17 protein-coding genes are annotated in these 16,678 nt (G+C 57.6%); 6 read left to right on the top strand and 11 right to left on the bottom strand.

The window, feature by feature from the left end:
• Positions 1 to 7 precede the first annotated feature (7 nt).
• Both SIB92_RS04405 and SIB92_RS04400 read right to left on the bottom strand, forming a co-directional pair.
• Positions 8 to 724: an RlmE family RNA methyltransferase gene (locus SIB92_RS04405; RefSeq protein WP_294114649.1), complete on the bottom strand. Its 717-nt coding sequence runs from the start codon at positions 722 to 724 to the stop codon at positions 8 to 10.
• A gap of 69 nt (positions 725 to 793) precedes the next feature.
• Positions 794 to 1,906: a Ppx/GppA phosphatase family protein gene (locus SIB92_RS04400; protein ID WP_412554664.1), complete on the bottom strand. Its 1,113-nt coding sequence runs from the start codon at positions 1,904 to 1,906 to the stop codon at positions 794 to 796.
• A 283-nt stretch (positions 1,907 to 2,189) separates the two neighbouring features.
• Here SIB92_RS04400 and SIB92_RS04395 point away from each other — a divergent pair, with 283 nt between their 5' ends.
• From SIB92_RS04395 to SIB92_RS04375, 5 genes are all read left to right on the top strand, one after another.
• Entirely contained in the window at positions 2,190 to 2,486 is a 297-nt protein-coding gene (locus tag SIB92_RS04395; RefSeq protein ID WP_294114646.1) for a virulence factor, read from the top strand.
• A gap of 26 nt (positions 2,487 to 2,512) precedes the next feature.
• Complete coding sequence (locus SIB92_RS04390) at positions 2,513 to 3,436, top strand: methylenetetrahydrofolate reductase (RefSeq protein WP_412554663.1); 924 nt, start codon at positions 2,513 to 2,515, stop codon at positions 3,434 to 3,436.
• A gap of 11 nt (positions 3,437 to 3,447) precedes the next feature.
• On the top strand, positions 3,448 to 4,524 hold the full coding sequence (locus tag SIB92_RS04385; RefSeq protein ID WP_412554662.1) for a methyltetrahydrofolate cobalamin methyltransferase: 1,077 nt from the start codon (positions 3,448 to 3,450) through the stop codon (positions 4,522 to 4,524).
• Between the two features lie 182 nt (positions 4,525 to 4,706).
• On the top strand, positions 4,707 to 5,294 hold the full coding sequence (locus SIB92_RS04380; RefSeq protein ID WP_412554661.1) for a TetR/AcrR family transcriptional regulator: 588 nt from the start codon (positions 4,707 to 4,709) through the stop codon (positions 5,292 to 5,294).
• Between the two features lie 160 nt (positions 5,295 to 5,454).
• Positions 5,455 to 5,676, top strand: a complete 222-nt coding sequence (locus SIB92_RS04375) for an N-(5'-phosphoribosyl)anthranilate isomerase (RefSeq protein ID WP_412554660.1) — start codon at positions 5,455 to 5,457, stop codon at positions 5,674 to 5,676.
• A 5-nt stretch (positions 5,677 to 5,681) separates the two neighbouring features.
• On the opposite strand, the gene SIB92_RS04370 is transcribed toward SIB92_RS04375, so the two are convergent.
• The 9 genes from SIB92_RS04370 to napF form a co-directional block, all read right to left on the bottom strand.
• Positions 5,682 to 7,283 (bottom strand): AMP-binding protein, encoded by a 1,602-nt coding sequence (locus tag SIB92_RS04370; RefSeq protein WP_412554659.1) that lies wholly within the window; start codon positions 7,281 to 7,283, stop codon positions 5,682 to 5,684.
• 84 nt (positions 7,284 to 7,367) lie between these two features.
• On the bottom strand, positions 7,368 to 8,204 hold the full coding sequence (locus SIB92_RS04365) for a YihY/virulence factor BrkB family protein (protein WP_412554658.1): 837 nt from the start codon (positions 8,202 to 8,204) through the stop codon (positions 7,368 to 7,370).
• Positions 8,205 to 8,685: 481 nt separating this feature from the next.
• A complete protein-coding gene (locus SIB92_RS04360; RefSeq protein WP_412554657.1) occupies positions 8,686 to 9,399 on the bottom strand; it encodes a NapC/NirT family cytochrome c in 714 nt (237 codons plus the stop codon).
• Positions 9,400 to 9,422: 23 nt separating this feature from the next.
• Positions 9,423 to 9,857 carry a nitrate reductase cytochrome c-type subunit gene (locus SIB92_RS04355; protein WP_294114630.1) on the bottom strand — a complete coding sequence of 145 codons (435 nt, stop codon included), beginning with the start codon at positions 9,855 to 9,857 and terminating at the stop codon, positions 9,423 to 9,425.
• A gap of 20 nt (positions 9,858 to 9,877) precedes the next feature.
• Positions 9,878 to 10,798: a quinol dehydrogenase ferredoxin subunit NapH gene (napH, locus tag SIB92_RS04350; protein WP_412554656.1), complete on the bottom strand. Its 921-nt coding sequence runs from the start codon at positions 10,796 to 10,798 to the stop codon at positions 9,878 to 9,880.
• A complete protein-coding gene (gene napG / locus SIB92_RS04345) occupies positions 10,795 to 11,625 on the bottom strand; it encodes a ferredoxin-type protein NapG (protein WP_412554655.1) in 831 nt (276 codons plus the stop codon). The genes napH and napG overlap by 4 nt, the downstream gene beginning before the upstream one ends.
• A gap of 32 nt (positions 11,626 to 11,657) precedes the next feature.
• A complete protein-coding gene (napA, locus tag SIB92_RS04340; protein WP_412554654.1) occupies positions 11,658 to 14,147 on the bottom strand; it encodes a nitrate reductase catalytic subunit NapA in 2,490 nt (829 codons plus the stop codon).
• A gap of 12 nt (positions 14,148 to 14,159) precedes the next feature.
• Complete coding sequence (locus SIB92_RS04335) at positions 14,160 to 14,390, bottom strand: chaperone NapD (RefSeq protein ID WP_412554653.1); 231 nt, start codon at positions 14,388 to 14,390, stop codon at positions 14,160 to 14,162.
• 8 nt (positions 14,391 to 14,398) lie between these two features.
• Positions 14,399 to 14,956, bottom strand: a complete 558-nt coding sequence (napF, locus tag SIB92_RS04330; protein ID WP_412554652.1) for a ferredoxin-type protein NapF — start codon at positions 14,954 to 14,956, stop codon at positions 14,399 to 14,401.
• Positions 14,957 to 15,469: 513 nt separating this feature from the next.
• Between napF and pcaF the strand changes: the two genes are divergently transcribed.
• Positions 15,470 to 16,675: a 3-oxoadipyl-CoA thiolase gene (gene pcaF / locus SIB92_RS04325; protein WP_412554651.1), complete on the top strand. Its 1,206-nt coding sequence runs from the start codon at positions 15,470 to 15,472 to the stop codon at positions 16,673 to 16,675.
• The last annotated feature ends 3 nt before the right edge of the window (positions 16,676 to 16,678 follow it).

Here is a 16,678-nt window from a genome sequence, read left to right as displayed (position 1 = left end):
CGATTGGTCAGCCCCTAAACCCAGTCGCGACAACGAACTTCTCCGAGCTGTCGGAACGACTGCTCGGTGGTTTCACATTGGCAACCTTGGTGAACTTCTGCTTCAACAGCTTCTGAAGCTCCCCTTCCGCGCCACCAGCCAGAACTTTCGCCACAAAGGTGCCGCCCTCTTCCAGCACATCAAAGGCGAAATAGGCAGCAGTTTCACACAACGCCATGATTTTGAGGTGGTCGGTCTGCTTGTGACCGGAGCTAGATGCCGCCATGTCGCTCATCACAACATCGGCCTTGCCACCCAGCCATTCCTTGACCTTGTCGTCTGCACCTTCGTCCATGAAGTCGAGCTGGTGAATATCCGCGCCGGCGACCGCTTCAACTTCCTGCAAGTCGATGCCCAACAAGGTGCCAACTTTCTTGCCGGACTTTTCACCCAGAGCATTGATGCGAGGAACCGCTACTTGCAGCCAACCGCCCGGCGCACAGCCAAGGTCTACCACCCTCGCCCCCGGAACCAGAAAGCGGAATTTGTCGTCCAGCTCCATGATCTTGAACGCCGCGCGTCCGCGATAGCCTTCGGCCTTGGCGCGGGCCACATAGGGGTCATTGAGTTGACGCTGCAACCACCGTGTGGATGACAGTTTTCGCCCGCGCGCAGACTTCACCTTAATGGTCAAATCCCGCTGTCCACGTCCCGAAGTATTTTTACCGGTAGGTTTCTTGGCCATTTCCGTCACCACATTGCTTTGAAACAAAGCCTAATAGTCATTTTTGCGCTGTGCTCAAGGGCCACCGGTTCAAAACGGGCCGTCCTCAAGCACGCCATCCGCGCTCATCTGCGCATAAAGTAGGCCTTCGCGGAGGCCGCGGTCTGCAACAGAGAGCCTGTCCGTGGGCCAGCAGCGTAAAAGCGCCTGCAAAATTGCAGAGCCGCTCATGATCAAGGCCTGCCGGTCCTGCCCAATGCGTGGGTCCGCTCTGCGTCCCTTTGGGCCAAGGTCCAGATACCCGCGTATAACTTTGTCGATTTGTTCGCTGGTCATACGCAGACCATCCACTTTGGTCCGGTCATAACGCCGTAAACCTAGATGGCTGGCCGCCACCGTTGTCACGGTACCGCTGGTGCCGATGATCTGGAAGCCTTCGCTCGGCGGCGCGTCCTTATAGGGCGCAAACTCACTGAGATTTTCCTCAAAGAACCAGCTCATCAGGGCAAAACGTGCTGAGTCATCTTCCACGTCGCGGAATTGATCGCGCAGCGTGGCAACGCCCAATGGCACGGAAATCCAATCCACCACTTTGGCCGCCGGAAAGGGACTGTCCGCCGAATGAAAGCCACTGCGCAACCGCATGATGGCCCGCGCCCGTTCCAGAGGTGGCACCGATGTCAGATCCATCCAAACCAGCTCCGTGGAGCCGCCGCCAATATCCACCACCAAAAGCTGTTCGGTCTTGGTGCTCACCAAAGGCGCGCAGGAGATCACCGCCAAACGGGCTTCTTCCTCCGGCTGGATGATTTCCAACTGCAAGCCAGTTTCGCGCCGCACCTGCCGCACAAATTCACGCGCATTTTTTGCGCGCCGACAGGCTTCTGTTGCCACAAGCCGCATGCTTTTGACTTTGTGTCGCTTGAGCTTTTGCTGACAGATGCGCATGGCCTGAATCGTGCGCCGCATACTGCCACGCGACAATCTCCCGGTGCTTTCCAGCCCGGAGCCCAGTTGGACAGACTTGCTAAAGCTGTCCACCACATGGATCTGACTGCCCTTTGGCTGGGCAATCAACATGCGGCAACTGTTAGTGCCCAGATCCAGCGCGGCATAAAGCGCGCTGGGATCGGACGGTTTCGGCGCGGGGCTCTCAACCGGTTTAGGGAACGCGCCCGCACCTTTGGGACGCTTGGGCGCCATCTTTACGCCCTCCATTTCGTGTTACCCTCAACGTAGTGCGTCCCCCTGCCCCGCGCAATCCCGTTTCGGCGACATTCACGTGTGATGGGCACCCGCCGCCCCTCATCTTCTTCATGCAAAGAATTCACAGCCCGCCCCATAGCCAAGCAGGGCTGCCTCTGGCTACAAAGCCCCCACAACAAACCCCAAGGTCGCGTTACGCTGTCCTATTGTCGAAATTGAGCCAAATCGGTCGAGAACCCTGTCCTAGGAATGAAGAACCGATACCGGAGGAATCAAACCCATGCCTGACGTCACCATTGTCTACTGGCGCGATATTCCTGCTCAAGTGATTGTGGGCAAAGGGCGCCGCGGCGCAAAAAAACCTTTGGCTGAACGCTTTGAACAGGCCATCGACCGTGCGGCAATGAAGGTGGGCGCGTCGGATACCGACGCCTACCTGGCGGAATGGCGCAAGGGCGATCCCTATCCTGTTGAGGGCGAGCCTGGTGCCATCGTCGAGAGCGAGGTGGCCCGGCTTGAGGCAGAGTTTGATCAGGAGCGGCTCAAAGCGCTGATCAACAATGAAGGCTGGGCATGACACGCCCCTCTTTTTGGGAGGCCGCAATGGCTTTGTTGAATTTCAAGCGCAAGACCGAGGAGGTCAAAACCACCACGCCAGAAATGGAAGCCTTTCTGAAGGGGTATTCTATTGAGGTCATGCCACGCACAGCGGCCAAAGTGGAAGACTTCCGCGCGCTCCTGCCTGCTGGCACACGTGTATACATTGCCCATATCGAAGGCACGCCCATTGAAGACATGGTCGACACCGCACGTCGCATTGCGGCCGAAGGCTATGACGTCATGCCCCATTTCCCGGCGCGCATCATCAAAGACAAAGCCACGCTGGAAAACTGGATCGCCATGTATCAGGGCGAAGCCGACGTCAAACAAGGCCTGATGTTGGCCGGTGGCGTGGCCGAGCCACACGGCGATTTCTCGGATTCAATGCAGCTTCTGGACACAGGTCTGTTTGACAAAGCTGGTTTTGAGCGCCTGCACATCGCAGGGCATCCGGAAGGCAACAAAGACATCGATCCGTCCGGTGGCACCAGCAACGTGGATGCAGCTCTGCAATGGAAGCAGAACTTCTCCCAGCGCTCTGACGCCAAAATGGCCATCGCAACGCAATTCGCGTTTGAAGCCGCGCCAATCATTGAATGGGCCAACGGCGTGAAAGCGGCAGGCGTCGACATTCCGATCCACATCGGAATCGCCGGCCCTGCCAAGCTGCAAACGTTGATCAAATTTGCCATCGCCTGTGGCGTAGGACCGTCGCTTAAGGTACTGCAAAAACGCGCTATGGATGTGTCCAAACTGCTGCTGCCATATGAACCAACTGAGGTGCTGACCGATCTGGCCAACCACAAAGCGGCCAACCCCGAGTTCAACATCGACTCGGTCCACTTCTTCCCGCTTGGCGGCATCAAGACAAACGCCAATTGGGCCATTGAAAACGGCGGTGCCTCGGCGCAGCCTGCGAAAGTCTAACAGGATTAAATATGACCCGTACCGTTATTGAATCACAAACTAAAACCGCGATCATGGGTTTTGATCAGCCGTTCACCGTCATCGGCGAACGCATCAACCCAACGGGCCGCAAAATCCTGAACGCAGAGCTGGAAGCGGGCGACTTTTCCCGCGTTCAGGCGGACGCGTTGGCGCAGGTTGCGGCTGGCGCCACCGTGCTCGACATCAACTCCGGTGCGGTTTTCTCCAACAAAATGGCCGAAGACCCACGCTATGCGGACAACAACTTTGTTGAGCCGGACCTGATGCGCCAACTCGTGGAAAAAGTGCAGGAAGTCACCGACTGTCCTCTCTGCATCGACAGCTCTGTGCCTGGCGCACTGGAAGCAGGTTTGGAAGTGGCCAAAGGCCGCCCGCTGCTGAATTCCGTAACCGGTGAAGAAGAGCGGCTGGAAATTGTTCTGCCACTGGTCAAAAAATACAACGTGCCTGTTGTGGCAATCTCCAATGATGACACTGGCATCTCCGAAGATCCAGAAGTGCGCTTTGCCGTTGCCAAAAAGATTGTGGAACGCGCTGCCGATTTCGGCATCCCAGCGCATGACATCGTAGTCGACCCGCTGGTGATGCCGATCGGCGCCATGGGCACCGCAGGTTTGCAGGTGTTTGAACTCAACAACCGCCTGCGCAATGAGCTGGGTGTGAACACCACCTGTGGCGCGTCCAACATCTCCTTTGGCCTGCCAAACCGTCACGGCATCAACAACGCGTTCCTGCCAATGGCGATGGCCACCGGCATGACCAGCGCGATCATGAACCCAATCGCCCTGCCCGTCGGCCCCAAGAAACTGGCCGAGAAAAAGGCCGAAGTTGAAGCCGCCGGCATCATCCTGCCAGAAGGCATGGACGACGAATCCTTCTGCCAGATGTTTGGACTGGGCTCCACCAAAGCCCGTGCTGGCAAGGAAATGGAGGCCATCCGCGCCGCCAACTTCCTCACCAATAACGACGAAGGCGGCGCTGAGTGGATCCGCTTCAACAAACCACCTGCCGCAGCGGGTGAAGGTGGTCGCGGACGTCGCGGTGGTGGCCGCCGCCGTCGCGCCTAAACCTCACAAATTTCAAACACACCAAGGGCGGGGATTTCCCCGCCCTTTTTCTTTGCCTGCATGGTTTGCGCTGCCATTTACCGTTTGGTCAGCACTTTCGCAGTAAACAAGGCTTACCAATTGGCAAGCCCCTACCATCCGGTAAGATTAGCTTCAGAAACCGAGCCACGCAGGACCCTATCATGTCTCAGCCGTCCCCCGCCCGCGACCGCTACATCACCCTCGCCACCGAAGGGTTTGCCAACCACGGTTACCACGGGCTTAGCCTGGCCAATCTGGCTAAAACCGCAGGCGTGACCAAACAGGCGTTGCTGCATCACTTTGGCACCAAAGACGGGCTCTACAACACGGTGCTGGAGGCGCTTACAGACCGCCTATTGGCGTCACTCAACGACACGCCTGACGTCTCCCCAAAGCTGCGCCTTATCCTGCATTTTCAAGATCTTCTCAACGGCGAGACCTACAACACAGCAGACGCCCGCTTGATCCTGCGCAACTTGCTGGACAGCGCCACAGATGCCGGCGTTGCACCATTGAAACCCTATCTCAAAGCCTTGCTGGATTTAGCACGCGCCGTGCCCGCAAAAAAGGCGGCCACCGATATGGAATTGTTGCTGGGGCTTTATGGCGTGATTGGCAGCGCGCAATACCTTCTGATCTCCGAGGATGCTCTTTCTGCCTTTTTGCGCACCGAGGATACCTTCGCCCAGAAATCCGCGCGCAAAAAAGCAGTTGCGACCCAGCTCAAGGCCTTTCTGGACGCAGAATAAGCCTCCTTACCTATTGGTAAGACGCCTCCGGCTTACCAATAGGTAAGAGCCGGTCTTTCACCCAAATCCAAACTGGTCTTCCGCCAAACACGCAACTTTAGCGGATCTATTAACCCGAGATTCACCAGTTTACCGTCACAGTGGGACCATGCAGGCCACTTTGTCACATACGACCACCGGCCAAAATTGGCTGGATAAGGTTTTCTCTTCCTTCAAATCCGGAGAGGCTGGCGCCGTGCGCCGCCGCATTCAGGATGTTGAATCGGAATGTGGACGCGCTGCTTTGGAGCTTGCGGTGCGCAAACGCGGCTGGCATCTGATCGAAACCGACCGTGACTTCATCATTCTGTGCACGACCGGTTCCTTCAAGATCATCTGTTAAACGGGTTAGCCCCGCTTCTTTAGGGATCGGAAATCAAAGGCGCCATCTGTCTCTGTCCCTTGTTCGCCAAACAGACTGTGCTTTTGAATTTTCTGCGTACCGGTGACCGGAATATCGTCCATGAACCGGACCCACCCCGGCGCCTTGTAGTAGGCCAACCGCTCAAAACTCCAGTCAAACAGCTCTTGAGCAAGTGTGTCATCCGCCGCGCCAAGCACCTGAATACAGGCCATAACCTCCTCGTCGCGCATGGTGTCTGCAACCGCGACAACTGCCACGCGATCGACCTTTGGGTGATCCTGCAAACAGGCCTCAATCTCTGCCGCGGCGATGTTCTCACCAGACCGCCGAATGATGTTTTTCTTGCGATCGACAAAGGTCACCATGTCTGACTCGTCCATCACCACGGTGTCACCGGTGTGAAACCAGCCATCGCGCCAAGCCTCTTCGGTGGCGTCCGGCAGGTTTAAGTATCCCGAAAACGCGCCCCGTCTGGGCGTCTCGGCACTGTATCGCAATGTCATCTCACCCGGCACACCGCGCGGGACCTCAACATCGTCTTCATCGACTACGCGAATATCCAACCCCGGCTGCGGCCGTCCCATCGCGCGGGTATCAATGCTGCGCGGCTCATGACAGTCCGCCAGCATCCGGCACATTTCGGTCATGCCCCAAACCTCGATCAACGGAAAGCCAAACCGCTCTTCAAACGGGCGGTGGAGTGTTGGCTCGACCCCTGCCCCAACGGCCCATTTAACTTGATGTTTGTGTTCCCATTCTTCCGGGTCACGGTTCATCAAGGCCGGAATGATAATACCCAAATAATGCGCCGCCGTCGCACCGGTTTCCGCCAACTCGCGCCACCAGGCGCTGGCGCGGAAGCGTTCAGGGATGATGTGCGCACTGCCTGTGTCGATCACCGCCATAAACAGCAGGATTGCAGCATTCACATGGAACAGCGGCAGCGGACAATAGACTTTGGTGACACCTGCCTCAAACTGGATCAAACCGCCACGCGAAGCGTACCACTGCCCCATTTCCACCTCATAGGCGTGACTCATGATGCAGCCTTTTGGCCGCCCTGTGGTACCAGAGGTATAGATCAAACTCGCTTCTGTTGCGCCACTCACCGGTTGGTCAGTGGGCGCAGGACGACGAGCTTTTGGCAAATCCGGCAGGCTTTCCGTCATCTCCACAGTTGGCACGTCCAAGCCGCTCTCCGCAATCCCGGCCGCCATCAATTCCGCCAACTCAGGCGCAACCAAAGCCAATTCCGCAGCACTGTCTTGCAAGAGATACGCCACTTCGGCCGGACGATAGTCCGGGTTCACCGGCACCCAGCTGATCCCGCGCTTTGCCAGTGCCAGTTTGATCAGGAGCATCTCCGGGCGGTTCTCCAGCAACACGGCAATCCGGTGCCCGTGACCGTAGCCAGCATCGGAAAGCTTGGCCGCCATGTCGTCCACCACCTTTGCCGCCTCCCCATAGGAGCATAGGTACCCATCCGGATGATAATTGCGCGCCGCATTGGCGGGCACCTGCAAAAAACTATGGTCTGAAAACGTCTTAGCCCGCGCCTCAAACAGCGCTCCAATGGTCTTAACCATCGCAAAATCTCCTCTTCCCCATCTTGGAGCGCACCCAACGACAGCGCGGGGGTAACAACAAGAGTGACGTACCGTAGGCCGTAGTTATACGGGTTCGCCTCGCGCGCGGGCCTCGTCCATCAACTGGCCATTAAACTCCGCGCCCAGCACAAAAATCGCTGACATCAGATAGAGATAAACCAACGCAGACATGATCCCGGCCAGCCCGGCATAGGTCACAGAATAGGTCGAGAAGCTGCTGATGTAGATCGTGAACACCTGAGAGGCGACAAACCACAAGCCGAGGCACAGAAGCACGCCAGGCACGAGGCTGCGCGCCTTATGCGGCACACCTGGCAACCATTTGTGGCACGCAAAGAGAAAGAACGACGTAACAGCAAAAATCACGCCCTGTCGGAACTGATCGTTGCTCAGGATCGACTGATCAAGCCACGGCACCAGATCTTCAAAGAAGTGCAATACAATCGGCACCACAACGCTGATCACCCCAGCCACCGTGAAAAGTGCACTTCCAGCCACCACAAACAGGATGGCCAAGGCGCGGACTTTCCAGAACGGGCGCGGGTCGGTTTCGCGGTAGGCATCCGTGATCACCACGCGGATCGCATCGACGCCGTTGGAGGCAAAGATGATGGCCAAAACCGCGCCCAGCGTCAGCGTGGAACTGCCCGCCTGCAACACCGCGCGTAATTCGCGCTCGATTGGACCTGCAATCGCATCCGGCCAGGCCCCAATAGCAAAGTCGATGATGTCATCCACCTGTGCCTTGGGACTCAGCACACCGGCCAAAGACAGGGCAAAAAGGCAAAACGGAAACAACGCAAACACAAAGGACAGCGTTAAATGTGAACTGCGCATAAAGCCGTTTTTGGCGGAAAACCGTACCGCCGTGGCCTGCAAGCTGTTAACCAAATGTCTCATAAGTGCCCGCCTCTCTTGTGCTTTTGTCCTCCAGGCCATTGGCAAAGGTCAAGCAAGATAACGTCAAAAAGAAACCCGCTGGAATTTTGGCGCAAAATCACAAAGACATTTCCTAAACTCCAAAAGGATTTGTTTACCCCTTTCCCATATCAGTCTCACAGAGGACGAAACGGCCTGGGGACAACGCCGCGGACCTCCTCCAAAAGACCCGCATCGCTTTCCTCCCTCCCTTGAGCGGTGCGACCACTACGACCAACTTCACTCTCTCCCTCCTCCTCCCCTGTTGGAGTTGGTTGTCGGCGCCCTTCGTTAAGCCTTGACGAGACGCGCCGGTCTGAACCCAAGTCAGACCACTCACGGACACAAGGCCAGCGCCGGTTGCTCCCACCCGAGCAACCGGCGCTTCGCGTTCTGACACGAGCCAACAAAAAAAGAGCGCTCCCAAGCGGAAGCGCTCCCCATTTTCACTACGGAAACCGGATCAGTTGGAGGCGAGATACCCTTTGATCTCGCTGCCTGCGGTGGCGACATCCCGCCCCGGATTTTCCGGCACAACAATCTCGCCGTCCAGCTCCGCGGTCACCTCTTCGTAGGTCTTCAGATAGTTTTCAGGCAAACGGTGCGCGATGCCTTGGTGACAGTCGATACAAGTCTTGCCTTCATCCAAAGCCAGCTGGTGCTGCGCAGCAGCGCGATTTTCCTGCACGGTAAAGTCCATATAGGTGAACTTGTGACAATTGCGGCACTCGCGGCTGTCGCTCTTTTTCATCTTCCGCCAAGAGGCAGAGGCCATCGACAAACGGTGTTCCTCATACTTCTCCTCAGTGTCGATGGTGCCCATCACGGTATGATACAGGTCTTTGGACGCGAGGATCTTGGCTTTGATCTTGTGCTGCCACTCTTTTGGCACGTGACAATCCGGACAGGTCGCCCGCACGCCAGAGCGGTTATTGTAGTGGATGGTTTCTGTGTATTCCTCGAAATTGCGCTCCATCTCGTGACAGGACACACAGAACTCTTCGGTGTTGGTCAGTTCGAGCGACCAGTGGAACCCGCCCCAGAACAGAATACCGGCCAGAAACCCGCCAAACAGCAGCCCGCCCAGCGAGAACACAGACGTCGGAGACCACAGTGTCCTCCAGGTGCGACGGAAAAATCCGAGCTTTTTGCCGGTGGGGTTGTCTTGATCAGACATAGCTACCTTCCTTCTTCCGGGCGTCAGTTGGACGGCTCAAATTCGTTTTCAACCAGCGCAGGCGCGTTGGCTTGTGGCACGTGACACTGGTTACAGAACCAACGGGTGCCGGCCACTTCGTCCAGCTGCTGGCCTTCGCGCCCCAAGTAGTGGGTCATGGACAGCGTTGGCGCCCCGCGCTCACCCGCTTTGGTCCAGTCGTGACAAGCCAAACACTGGTTGGCGCTCAGGTCGATCTGGTATTGATCTACGGTGTGAGGGATCAGCGGCGGCTGTTGACGATAGTTACGCGCCACGCGGCCGGACTGCTGGTGCAACGGCTCGTCCAGACGATTGGAGGCATCAATCGGATCATTGCGCAGAGATTTCACGCCGCTCGCCTGATCTGCGACAGCAAACCCGCTGCCAAGAACAATGGCCGCAGCCGTCAGGGCGCTGATGAGGGGATGTTTTTTCATCTTTCTTTCTCCTTAGCTTCTTAGGCGGCTTTGCCGACCTTTGGCGCTGGGTTGGTTCGGTCTCGGACACGCCCCGGCGCGGGCGTCTCGTCAAATCGATGGGTAAAGTGGAAAACGTCGACCGAGCACACATCGATGCAGCGGCCACAATTTGTGCAATCGGGCGACAGGATCAGCGGGGTATCCGCGTCCTTGCCGCGCAGCGCAGGGGTGATCACCTGCATTTCCGGACAGACCGCAAAGCAGTCCATACAATCATCACAAGCCGCGCGCTTTTGCGCGGTGACCCGCAAAAGAGATTTGCTGCCCAAGAGGCCATAGAAGGCCCCGACCGGGCACAGGTGCCCGCACCAGCCGCGACGGGCCAGCAGAAGGTCAAACAGGAACACACCAAGGACCAAGGCCCAGGCAAACCCGGCGCCAAAAATCAGCCCGCGGTGAAGCATGGAAATCGGGTTCACAAACTCCCAGGCGACGGTGCCGGTCAGCACGCTCACGCCGAGGACCATGGCCAGCACAAAATACTTGGTGCCGCGTTTGGGTTGCCATCCTTTTGGCAGGTCCAACTTACGGTGCAACCAACTGGCCGCGTCCGTTACCGGATTGATGGGGCAAACCCAGCTGCAATAAACACGCCCGCCGATCGCGGCGTATGTCAGCCCTACAATCACCACACCGATCAGGGCCGTCAGCTCCGGCCAATGCCCGGCCACCATACCCTGAAGCGCGATGAACGGATCGGTGAGTGGCAGAACATCAAAGGTCAGAGATCCACTGAGATTTCCTTTCACCCACCAGATGCCAAACCAAGGCCCCAGCAGAAACAGGCTCAGAAAAAACGCTTGGCTCGCGCGGCGCAAGATCAGAAACCGGTAGGCGAGCCAATAGCCCTTGTCGCGAATGGCTTCGGCGCCAACCGGCAGTGCAGTCTTGTCACTCATTGCCCGACACCTCCCGTTGTTGCGCCTTTTGGCAACTTGAAGGTCGGCTCAAAACCGCCTGGTGCGGCTAAATTATCTGTGCCCGCGCCGGGCAACCGGTCCGGCAGATCGATGATCTCATCCACGATGTCGGGGCGTTGTTCCCAGCTGCGTTTGTAGTGCTCGGCCTGATCGGCCTGGGCCACGCGGATCGGCAAAACTTTGATCGCGGCTTCGCCAGGCAGCACACAGGATTTCTCACACTTGCCACAGCCAGTGCAATGATCCGAATGCACCACCGGCATAAAGATCGCATGATGGCCGGAACGCTCATTATGGCGCCGCTCAAGTGTGATAGCCTCATCGATCACCGGACAGACGCGGTAACACACATCACAGCGCAAACCGAGTGCGTTCAGACAATTCTCCTGATCGATCAGAACCGCCAGTCCCATTCGGCTGTCGTCAATATCGGTCAAACCTTTGTCCAGCGCCCCCGTTGGGCAGGCGGCGACACAAGGAATGTCCTCACACATCTCACAGGGAATATCCCTTGCGGTGAAAAACGGCGTGCCGGTCGCTGCGCCATCAACACCCAACTCGGCCAAAACCAGCGTGTCATAGGGGCAGTCCCGCACACAAAGGCCACAGCGGATACACGCGGCCAAAAAATTATCCTCGGGCAAAGCCCCAGGTGGGCGAATGGCCCGATCTGGCAAAGCCCGTGCATCTTGCACAAACCAAGCCAATGTCATGCCCGCAACCGCACAACCCGCCGTTCCGCGCGCAGCATCCTGAAGGAAGCGGCGCCGGGCGGGATTCTTTGGCTGTGTCGACGGTGCGGACATGGCTCTAGCTTTCGATCCTGTGGGAGGAGCGCTTAAACGCGCTCAACCTTACAGGCACATTTCTTGAAGTCGGTCTCTTTGGAGAGCGGGCAAGTGGCGTCCAAAGTCAGCTTGTTGATCAGCTGGCCTTCGTCAAACCACGGCACAAACACCACGCCTTTTGGCATCTTGTTCCGACCACGAGTTTCAACACGGCTGTGCATATCGCCCCGACGGGTAGAGATCACAATTTCCTGACCACGGCGCAGACCCCGTTCGCGCGCATCTTCTGGATGCATGAACACCTGCGCGTAAGGGTAAGAGCGGTGCAGCTCAGGCACGCGACGGGTCATCGACCCAGAGTGCCAGTGCTCCAGGACGCGACCGGTGACCAACCACAGATTGAAGTCCTCATCCGGGCTTTCCGCAGGCGGCTCATATGGCGCGAAGATGATGTTCGCCTTGCCATCCGGCTTGCCGTAGAACTTCACGCCCTCGCCTTCTTTCACATATGGGTCATAGCCTTCACGGAAACGATACAGCGTCTCTTTGCCGTCAACCACAGGCCAGCGCAGACCGCGCGCCTTGTGATAGACGTCAAACTCCGCCAAATCGTGCGCCTTGCCGCGACCGAAGGAAGCATACTCCTCAAACAGGCCTTTCTGAACATAGAACCCGAAGTGGTTGGACTCATCGTTGGCAAAGCCTTCCTGCAGCTCGTCCAGCCCGTATTTGTCCACCTGACCGTTGGCAAACAGCACTTCAAACAAAGTTTTGTCTTTGTACTCTGGGTTGGCATCCAGAATTTCCGCAGGCCACACTTCGTTGGTGGTGAAGCGCTTGGAGAACTCCATCAACTGCCACACATCGGACTTGGCTTCACCTGGTGCATCCACCTGCTGACGCCAGAATTGGGTCCGACGCTCGGCGTTGCCGTAGGCCCCTTCTTTCTCGACCCACATCGCGGTGGGCAGGATCAGGTCAGCGGCCAATGTGGTCACGGTTGGATAAGGATCAGACACCACGATGAAGTTGTCCGGGTTGCGGTACCCAGGGTAGCCTTCCTCGTTGATGTTGGGGGCGGCTTGCATGTTGTTGTTACACTGCACCCAATAGGCGTTGATCTTGCCGTCTTTCAGGTCGCGGTTTTGCTTCACCGCGTGGGAGCCCACTTTGGCGTTCAGGATACCGGCAGGCAGCTTCCACTTCTTCTCGGAAATCGCCCGGTGCTCATCATTGGCCACAACCATGTCCGCTGGAAGACGGTGGGCAAAGGTACCCACCTCGCGCGCTGTACCACAAGCCGATGGCTGACCTGTCAGGGAGAACGGCGAGTTGCCAGGCTCAGAGATTTTACCGGTCAGCAGGTGTACGTTGTACATCAGACCATTCACCCAAGAGCCGCGCGTGTGCTGGTTGAAGCCCATGGTCCAAAGCGACATCACCTTGCGATCCGGATCGGCATATTGTTGCGCCAGACGCAGCAGCGCGTTTTCAGGCACACCGGAAATCTCGCTAGTCTTCTCAAGGGTGTATTCGGAGACATACTCTTTGTAGGCCTCAAAATCGATCTTCTCGAGCTTGCCGTTGTTTGGGTTCGCCGCCGCCTGTTGCAGCGGGTGCTCATCACGCAGACCGTATCCGATGTCGGTCACCGCTTTGGTGAAGTTCACGTTTTCATTCACGAAGTCCCAGTTCACCGCATCATTCTCGATGATGTAGTTGGCGATGTAGTTCAGGATCGCGAGATCAGTCTGAGGCGTGAAGATCATCCCGTTGTCAGCCAGCTCAAACGAGCGGTGCTCAAATGTCGAGAGCACATGCACCTGCGCGCCGGGCTTGGTCAGGCGGGTGTCGGTCAGGCGCGACCACAGAATTGGGTGCATCTCCGCCATGTTTGAGCCCCAGAGCACAAATGTGTCTGCATGCTCAAGGTCGTCATAGCAGCCCATTGGCTCGTCGATACCAAAGGCACGCATAAAGCCCACCACGGCAGACGCCATACAGTGGCGCGCATTTGGATCGATGTTGTTGGACAGGAAGCCCGCTTTCATCAGTTTGGCCGCGGCATAGCCTTCCCAAACCGTCCACTGACCAGACCCAAACATACCGATGCCGGTTGGGCCTTTCTCTTTCAGCGCGCCTTTAAATTTCTCCGCCATGACGTCGAAGGCTTCTTCCCAACTCACCGGAGTGAATTCGCCGTTCTTGTCGTACTTACCGCCAGTCTTGCGCAACAGAGGCGTGGTCAAACGGTCTTCGCCATACATGATCTTGGACAGGAAGTAGCCTTTGATACAGTTCAGGCCGCGGTTCACCGGCGCCTTTGGGTCGCCTTGGGTCGCAACCACCCGGCCCTCTTTGGTACCGACCAGAACAGAACAACCGGTGCCGCAGAAACGGCAAGGAGCTTTGTCCCAGCGGATGTCAGGTGTCCCCACCTGCGCCTGGGCCTCTTTCGGCAGAGTGATGCCCGCTGCAGACGCCGTGGCGGCGGCGGCAGAGGCTTTCAAAAATGTGCGACGGGACGTTGGCAATGTCATGGCTGGTCCTCCTTAGAGCGCTTGGGATGCGGTCGCATCTGCGCCGCTCGGTTCAAAATGGTGATAAGTCAGCGTGACCGTGATCACGCCGGGAATCTGGTGCATGTCCATGATGATTTCGGACGCGCGCCGGGTGTCGGTATCTTCCACCGTCACAACAATGCGTCCGTCCTCATGGGCGTGCACTTCGCACCCCTCAGACGCTTCGATCGCCGACACAACGTCCGGCGTTTTTTCAGGCATCGCGTGGACTAGGCATCCGCAGATATTGTACATACGTTGGTCTCGCTGGCAGTTGATAGGCTGGCGTTAGGCTGAGGCGCTGGGCGCTCAACGGTGATGGCATCAGACGGGCAAGGCGCCACGCAGGCGCCACATCCGGTACAGGATTCAGGGTCAACGAGTGGCGCGGACCGGCCACCGGTCATCAACCGGAAGCGGATCGCACTCTCGTCGCAATGGTCTTCGCAGCTGCGGCAAGTCACGCCTTGCAGCGACAGGCAGCCGTCACTCACAGAGGCACGGTAGGACCACGCTTGTGCGGGCAGAATGGCCGCGGGTTGGCACGCCTCAGCGCATTCACCGCAAAATGTGCATCCACGGGCGTTTACATCAACCATGGGAAAGCCGTCTTCGTCAGCTGTGATGATCGCTTGCGGGCAGCTGGCGGCACAGTCGCCACATCGCGTGCAGGTCTCGACAAAAGACGCAAGCTCCAGCGCCCCTGGTGGACGCAGCACTTCTGTCTCATCAAAACGCCCCCTTAGGAAGGCGCGCCTATTCGGCGAATGTGTCGTCTCAATCGTCACTTAAACGCCAACTCTTATCTTTGCGTTCCCGTTGATGACGGGACTGTGAATGGAAAATTAGAAACGGACTTTGATTTAGATCATGACCTTGATTTGAATTTCCGCAAAGCGCCTTGTTAGACGCAAGACAAGGTCAACACTCATGACCAGGTCCACCTAAGCCTCTGCGATGCAACTCAAATCACATGCGTTTTTTAAAATGTGTTTTTGAGGGGCACCTTTCTTAACAAATGGCCTTCAACTCTTGGCCAATTGAAATGGATCACATTTGCTCGACCAATTTTGTCACCCAAAAGACATAGCAAAAAGTGCCATTAGAATGCGACTAATTACAAAAAATTTTCAAACCAATCTGGCCCTGACCAGACACCGAAACTGGACCTTTGCGTTACTTTATGAACGGACACCCATAACTACTGTAACATTTTAATTGCCTCGAATCGCGGATCGATATATCCCAACCATACGGTCGGCTAATGCGAACAGGACCGGAACCACTGCCACGGAGACACCATGACCGAAGCTTTCATCTGCGACGCGACCCGCACACCTATTGGCCGCTACGGTGGCGCGCTCTCTTCGGTTCGCACTGACGATCTCGCCGCCCTGCCAATTGCTGCGCTGGTCGAACGCAACCCGCAAGTCGACTGGGCCTCTCTGGATGACGTGATCTACGGCTCCGCAAACCAAGCTGGGGAAGACAACCGCAACGTGGCCCGTATGGCAGCCCTGCTCGCTGGCCTGCCAACCGATGTGCCCGGCACCACCATCAACCGCCTTTGCGCGTCTGGCATGGATGCGGTGGGCATGGCCTCCCGCGGACTGCGCGCAGGCGACTATGACCTCGCCATAGCAGGTGGCGTCGAAAGCATGTCCCGCGCACCGTTTGTGATGCCGAAGGCCACAGCTGCCTTTTCCCGCGCCAATGAAGTCTTTGACACCACCATCGGCTGGCGCTTTGTGAACAACAAGATGAAAGCGCAATACGGCATCGACAGCATGCCGCAAACCGCCGACAACGTTGCCGCTGACTATAACATCAGCCGCGAAGATCAGGACGCCTTTGCCGCCCGATCCCAAGCGCGTTGGGCTGCGGCGCATGAGGCCGGACACTTTGCCGAAGAAATCACCCCTGTGAGCATTCCACAACGCAAGGGCGATGACCTCATCGTAGACACCGACGAGCACCCCCGCCCAGGCACCGGCGTAGACAAACTTGCCAAGCTGCGCGGTGTGAACGGCCCTGACCTCTCGGTCACCGCAGGTAATGCCTCTGGCGTAAACGACGGCGCCGCCGCCATTCTGATGGCCACCGAAGCCGCCGCCGCCAAAAACGGATTGACCCCGATGGCCCGCATCGTGGGCATGGCCGCCGCTGGCGTGGAACCCCGCGTGATGGGCATCGGCCCGGTCCCGGCCACCCGCAAAGTGCTCGCCCGCACCGGACTCACCATCGAGCAGATGGATGTGATAGAATTGAACGAAGCCTTTGCCGCACAGGGCCTTGCTTCCCTGCGTGAACTGGGCGTGGCGGATGATGCACTCCACGTAAACGCGCAAGGCGGCGCGATTGCGCTGGGCCACCCGCTCGGCATGTCCGGCGCACGCATCGTGATGTCCGCCGCCTATCAACTCAAACGCACCGGCGGGCGCTACGCGCTCTGCACCATGTGCGTTGGCGTTGGCCAAGGCACCGCCATCATTCTCGAACGGGTCTAAGGC

This window comes from Shimia sp. MIT1388, assembly GCF_047124445.1.
Classification (GTDB): domain Bacteria; phylum Pseudomonadota; class Alphaproteobacteria; order Rhodobacterales; family Rhodobacteraceae; genus Shimia.
The sequence above is the reverse complement of the archived record's forward strand: the minus strand, read 5'-3'. Positions and strand labels throughout refer to the sequence as shown.

Coding starts and splice junctions, on each gene's coding strand:
- SIB92_RS04405 (WP_294114649.1), bottom strand. CDS start 724: ATGGCCAAGAAACCTACCGGTAAAAATACTTCGGGACGTGGACAGCGG.
- SIB92_RS04400 (WP_412554664.1), bottom strand. CDS start 1,906: ATGGCGCCCAAGCGTCCCAAAGGTGCGGGCGCGTTCCCTAAACCGGTT.
- SIB92_RS04395 (WP_294114646.1), top strand. CDS start 2,190: ATGCCTGACGTCACCATTGTCTACTGGCGCGATATTCCTGCTCAAGTG.
- SIB92_RS04390 (WP_412554663.1), top strand. CDS start 2,513: ATGGCTTTGTTGAATTTCAAGCGCAAGACCGAGGAGGTCAAAACCACC.
- SIB92_RS04385 (WP_412554662.1), top strand. CDS start 3,448: ATGACCCGTACCGTTATTGAATCACAAACTAAAACCGCGATCATGGGT.
- SIB92_RS04380 (WP_412554661.1), top strand. CDS start 4,707: ATGTCTCAGCCGTCCCCCGCCCGCGACCGCTACATCACCCTCGCCACC.
- SIB92_RS04370 (WP_412554659.1), bottom strand. CDS start 7,283: ATGGTTAAGACCATTGGAGCGCTGTTTGAGGCGCGGGCTAAGACGTTT.
- SIB92_RS04365 (WP_412554658.1), bottom strand. CDS start 8,204: ATGAGACATTTGGTTAACAGCTTGCAGGCCACGGCGGTACGGTTTTCC.
- SIB92_RS04360 (WP_412554657.1), bottom strand. CDS start 9,399: ATGTCTGATCAAGACAACCCCACCGGCAAAAAGCTCGGATTTTTCCGT.
- SIB92_RS04355 (WP_294114630.1), bottom strand. CDS start 9,857: ATGAAAAAACATCCCCTCATCAGCGCCCTGACGGCTGCGGCCATTGTT.
- napH (WP_412554656.1), bottom strand. CDS start 10,798: ATGAGTGACAAGACTGCACTGCCGGTTGGCGCCGAAGCCATTCGCGAC.
- napG (WP_412554655.1), bottom strand. CDS start 11,625: ATGTCCGCACCGTCGACACAGCCAAAGAATCCCGCCCGGCGCCGCTTC.
- napA (WP_412554654.1), bottom strand. CDS start 14,147: ATGACATTGCCAACGTCCCGTCGCACATTTTTGAAAGCCTCTGCCGCC.
- SIB92_RS04335 (WP_412554653.1), bottom strand. CDS start 14,390: ATGCCTGAAAAAACGCCGGACGTTGTGTCGGCGATCGAAGCGTCTGAG.
- pcaF (WP_412554651.1), top strand. CDS start 15,470: ATGACCGAAGCTTTCATCTGCGACGCGACCCGCACACCTATTGGCCGC.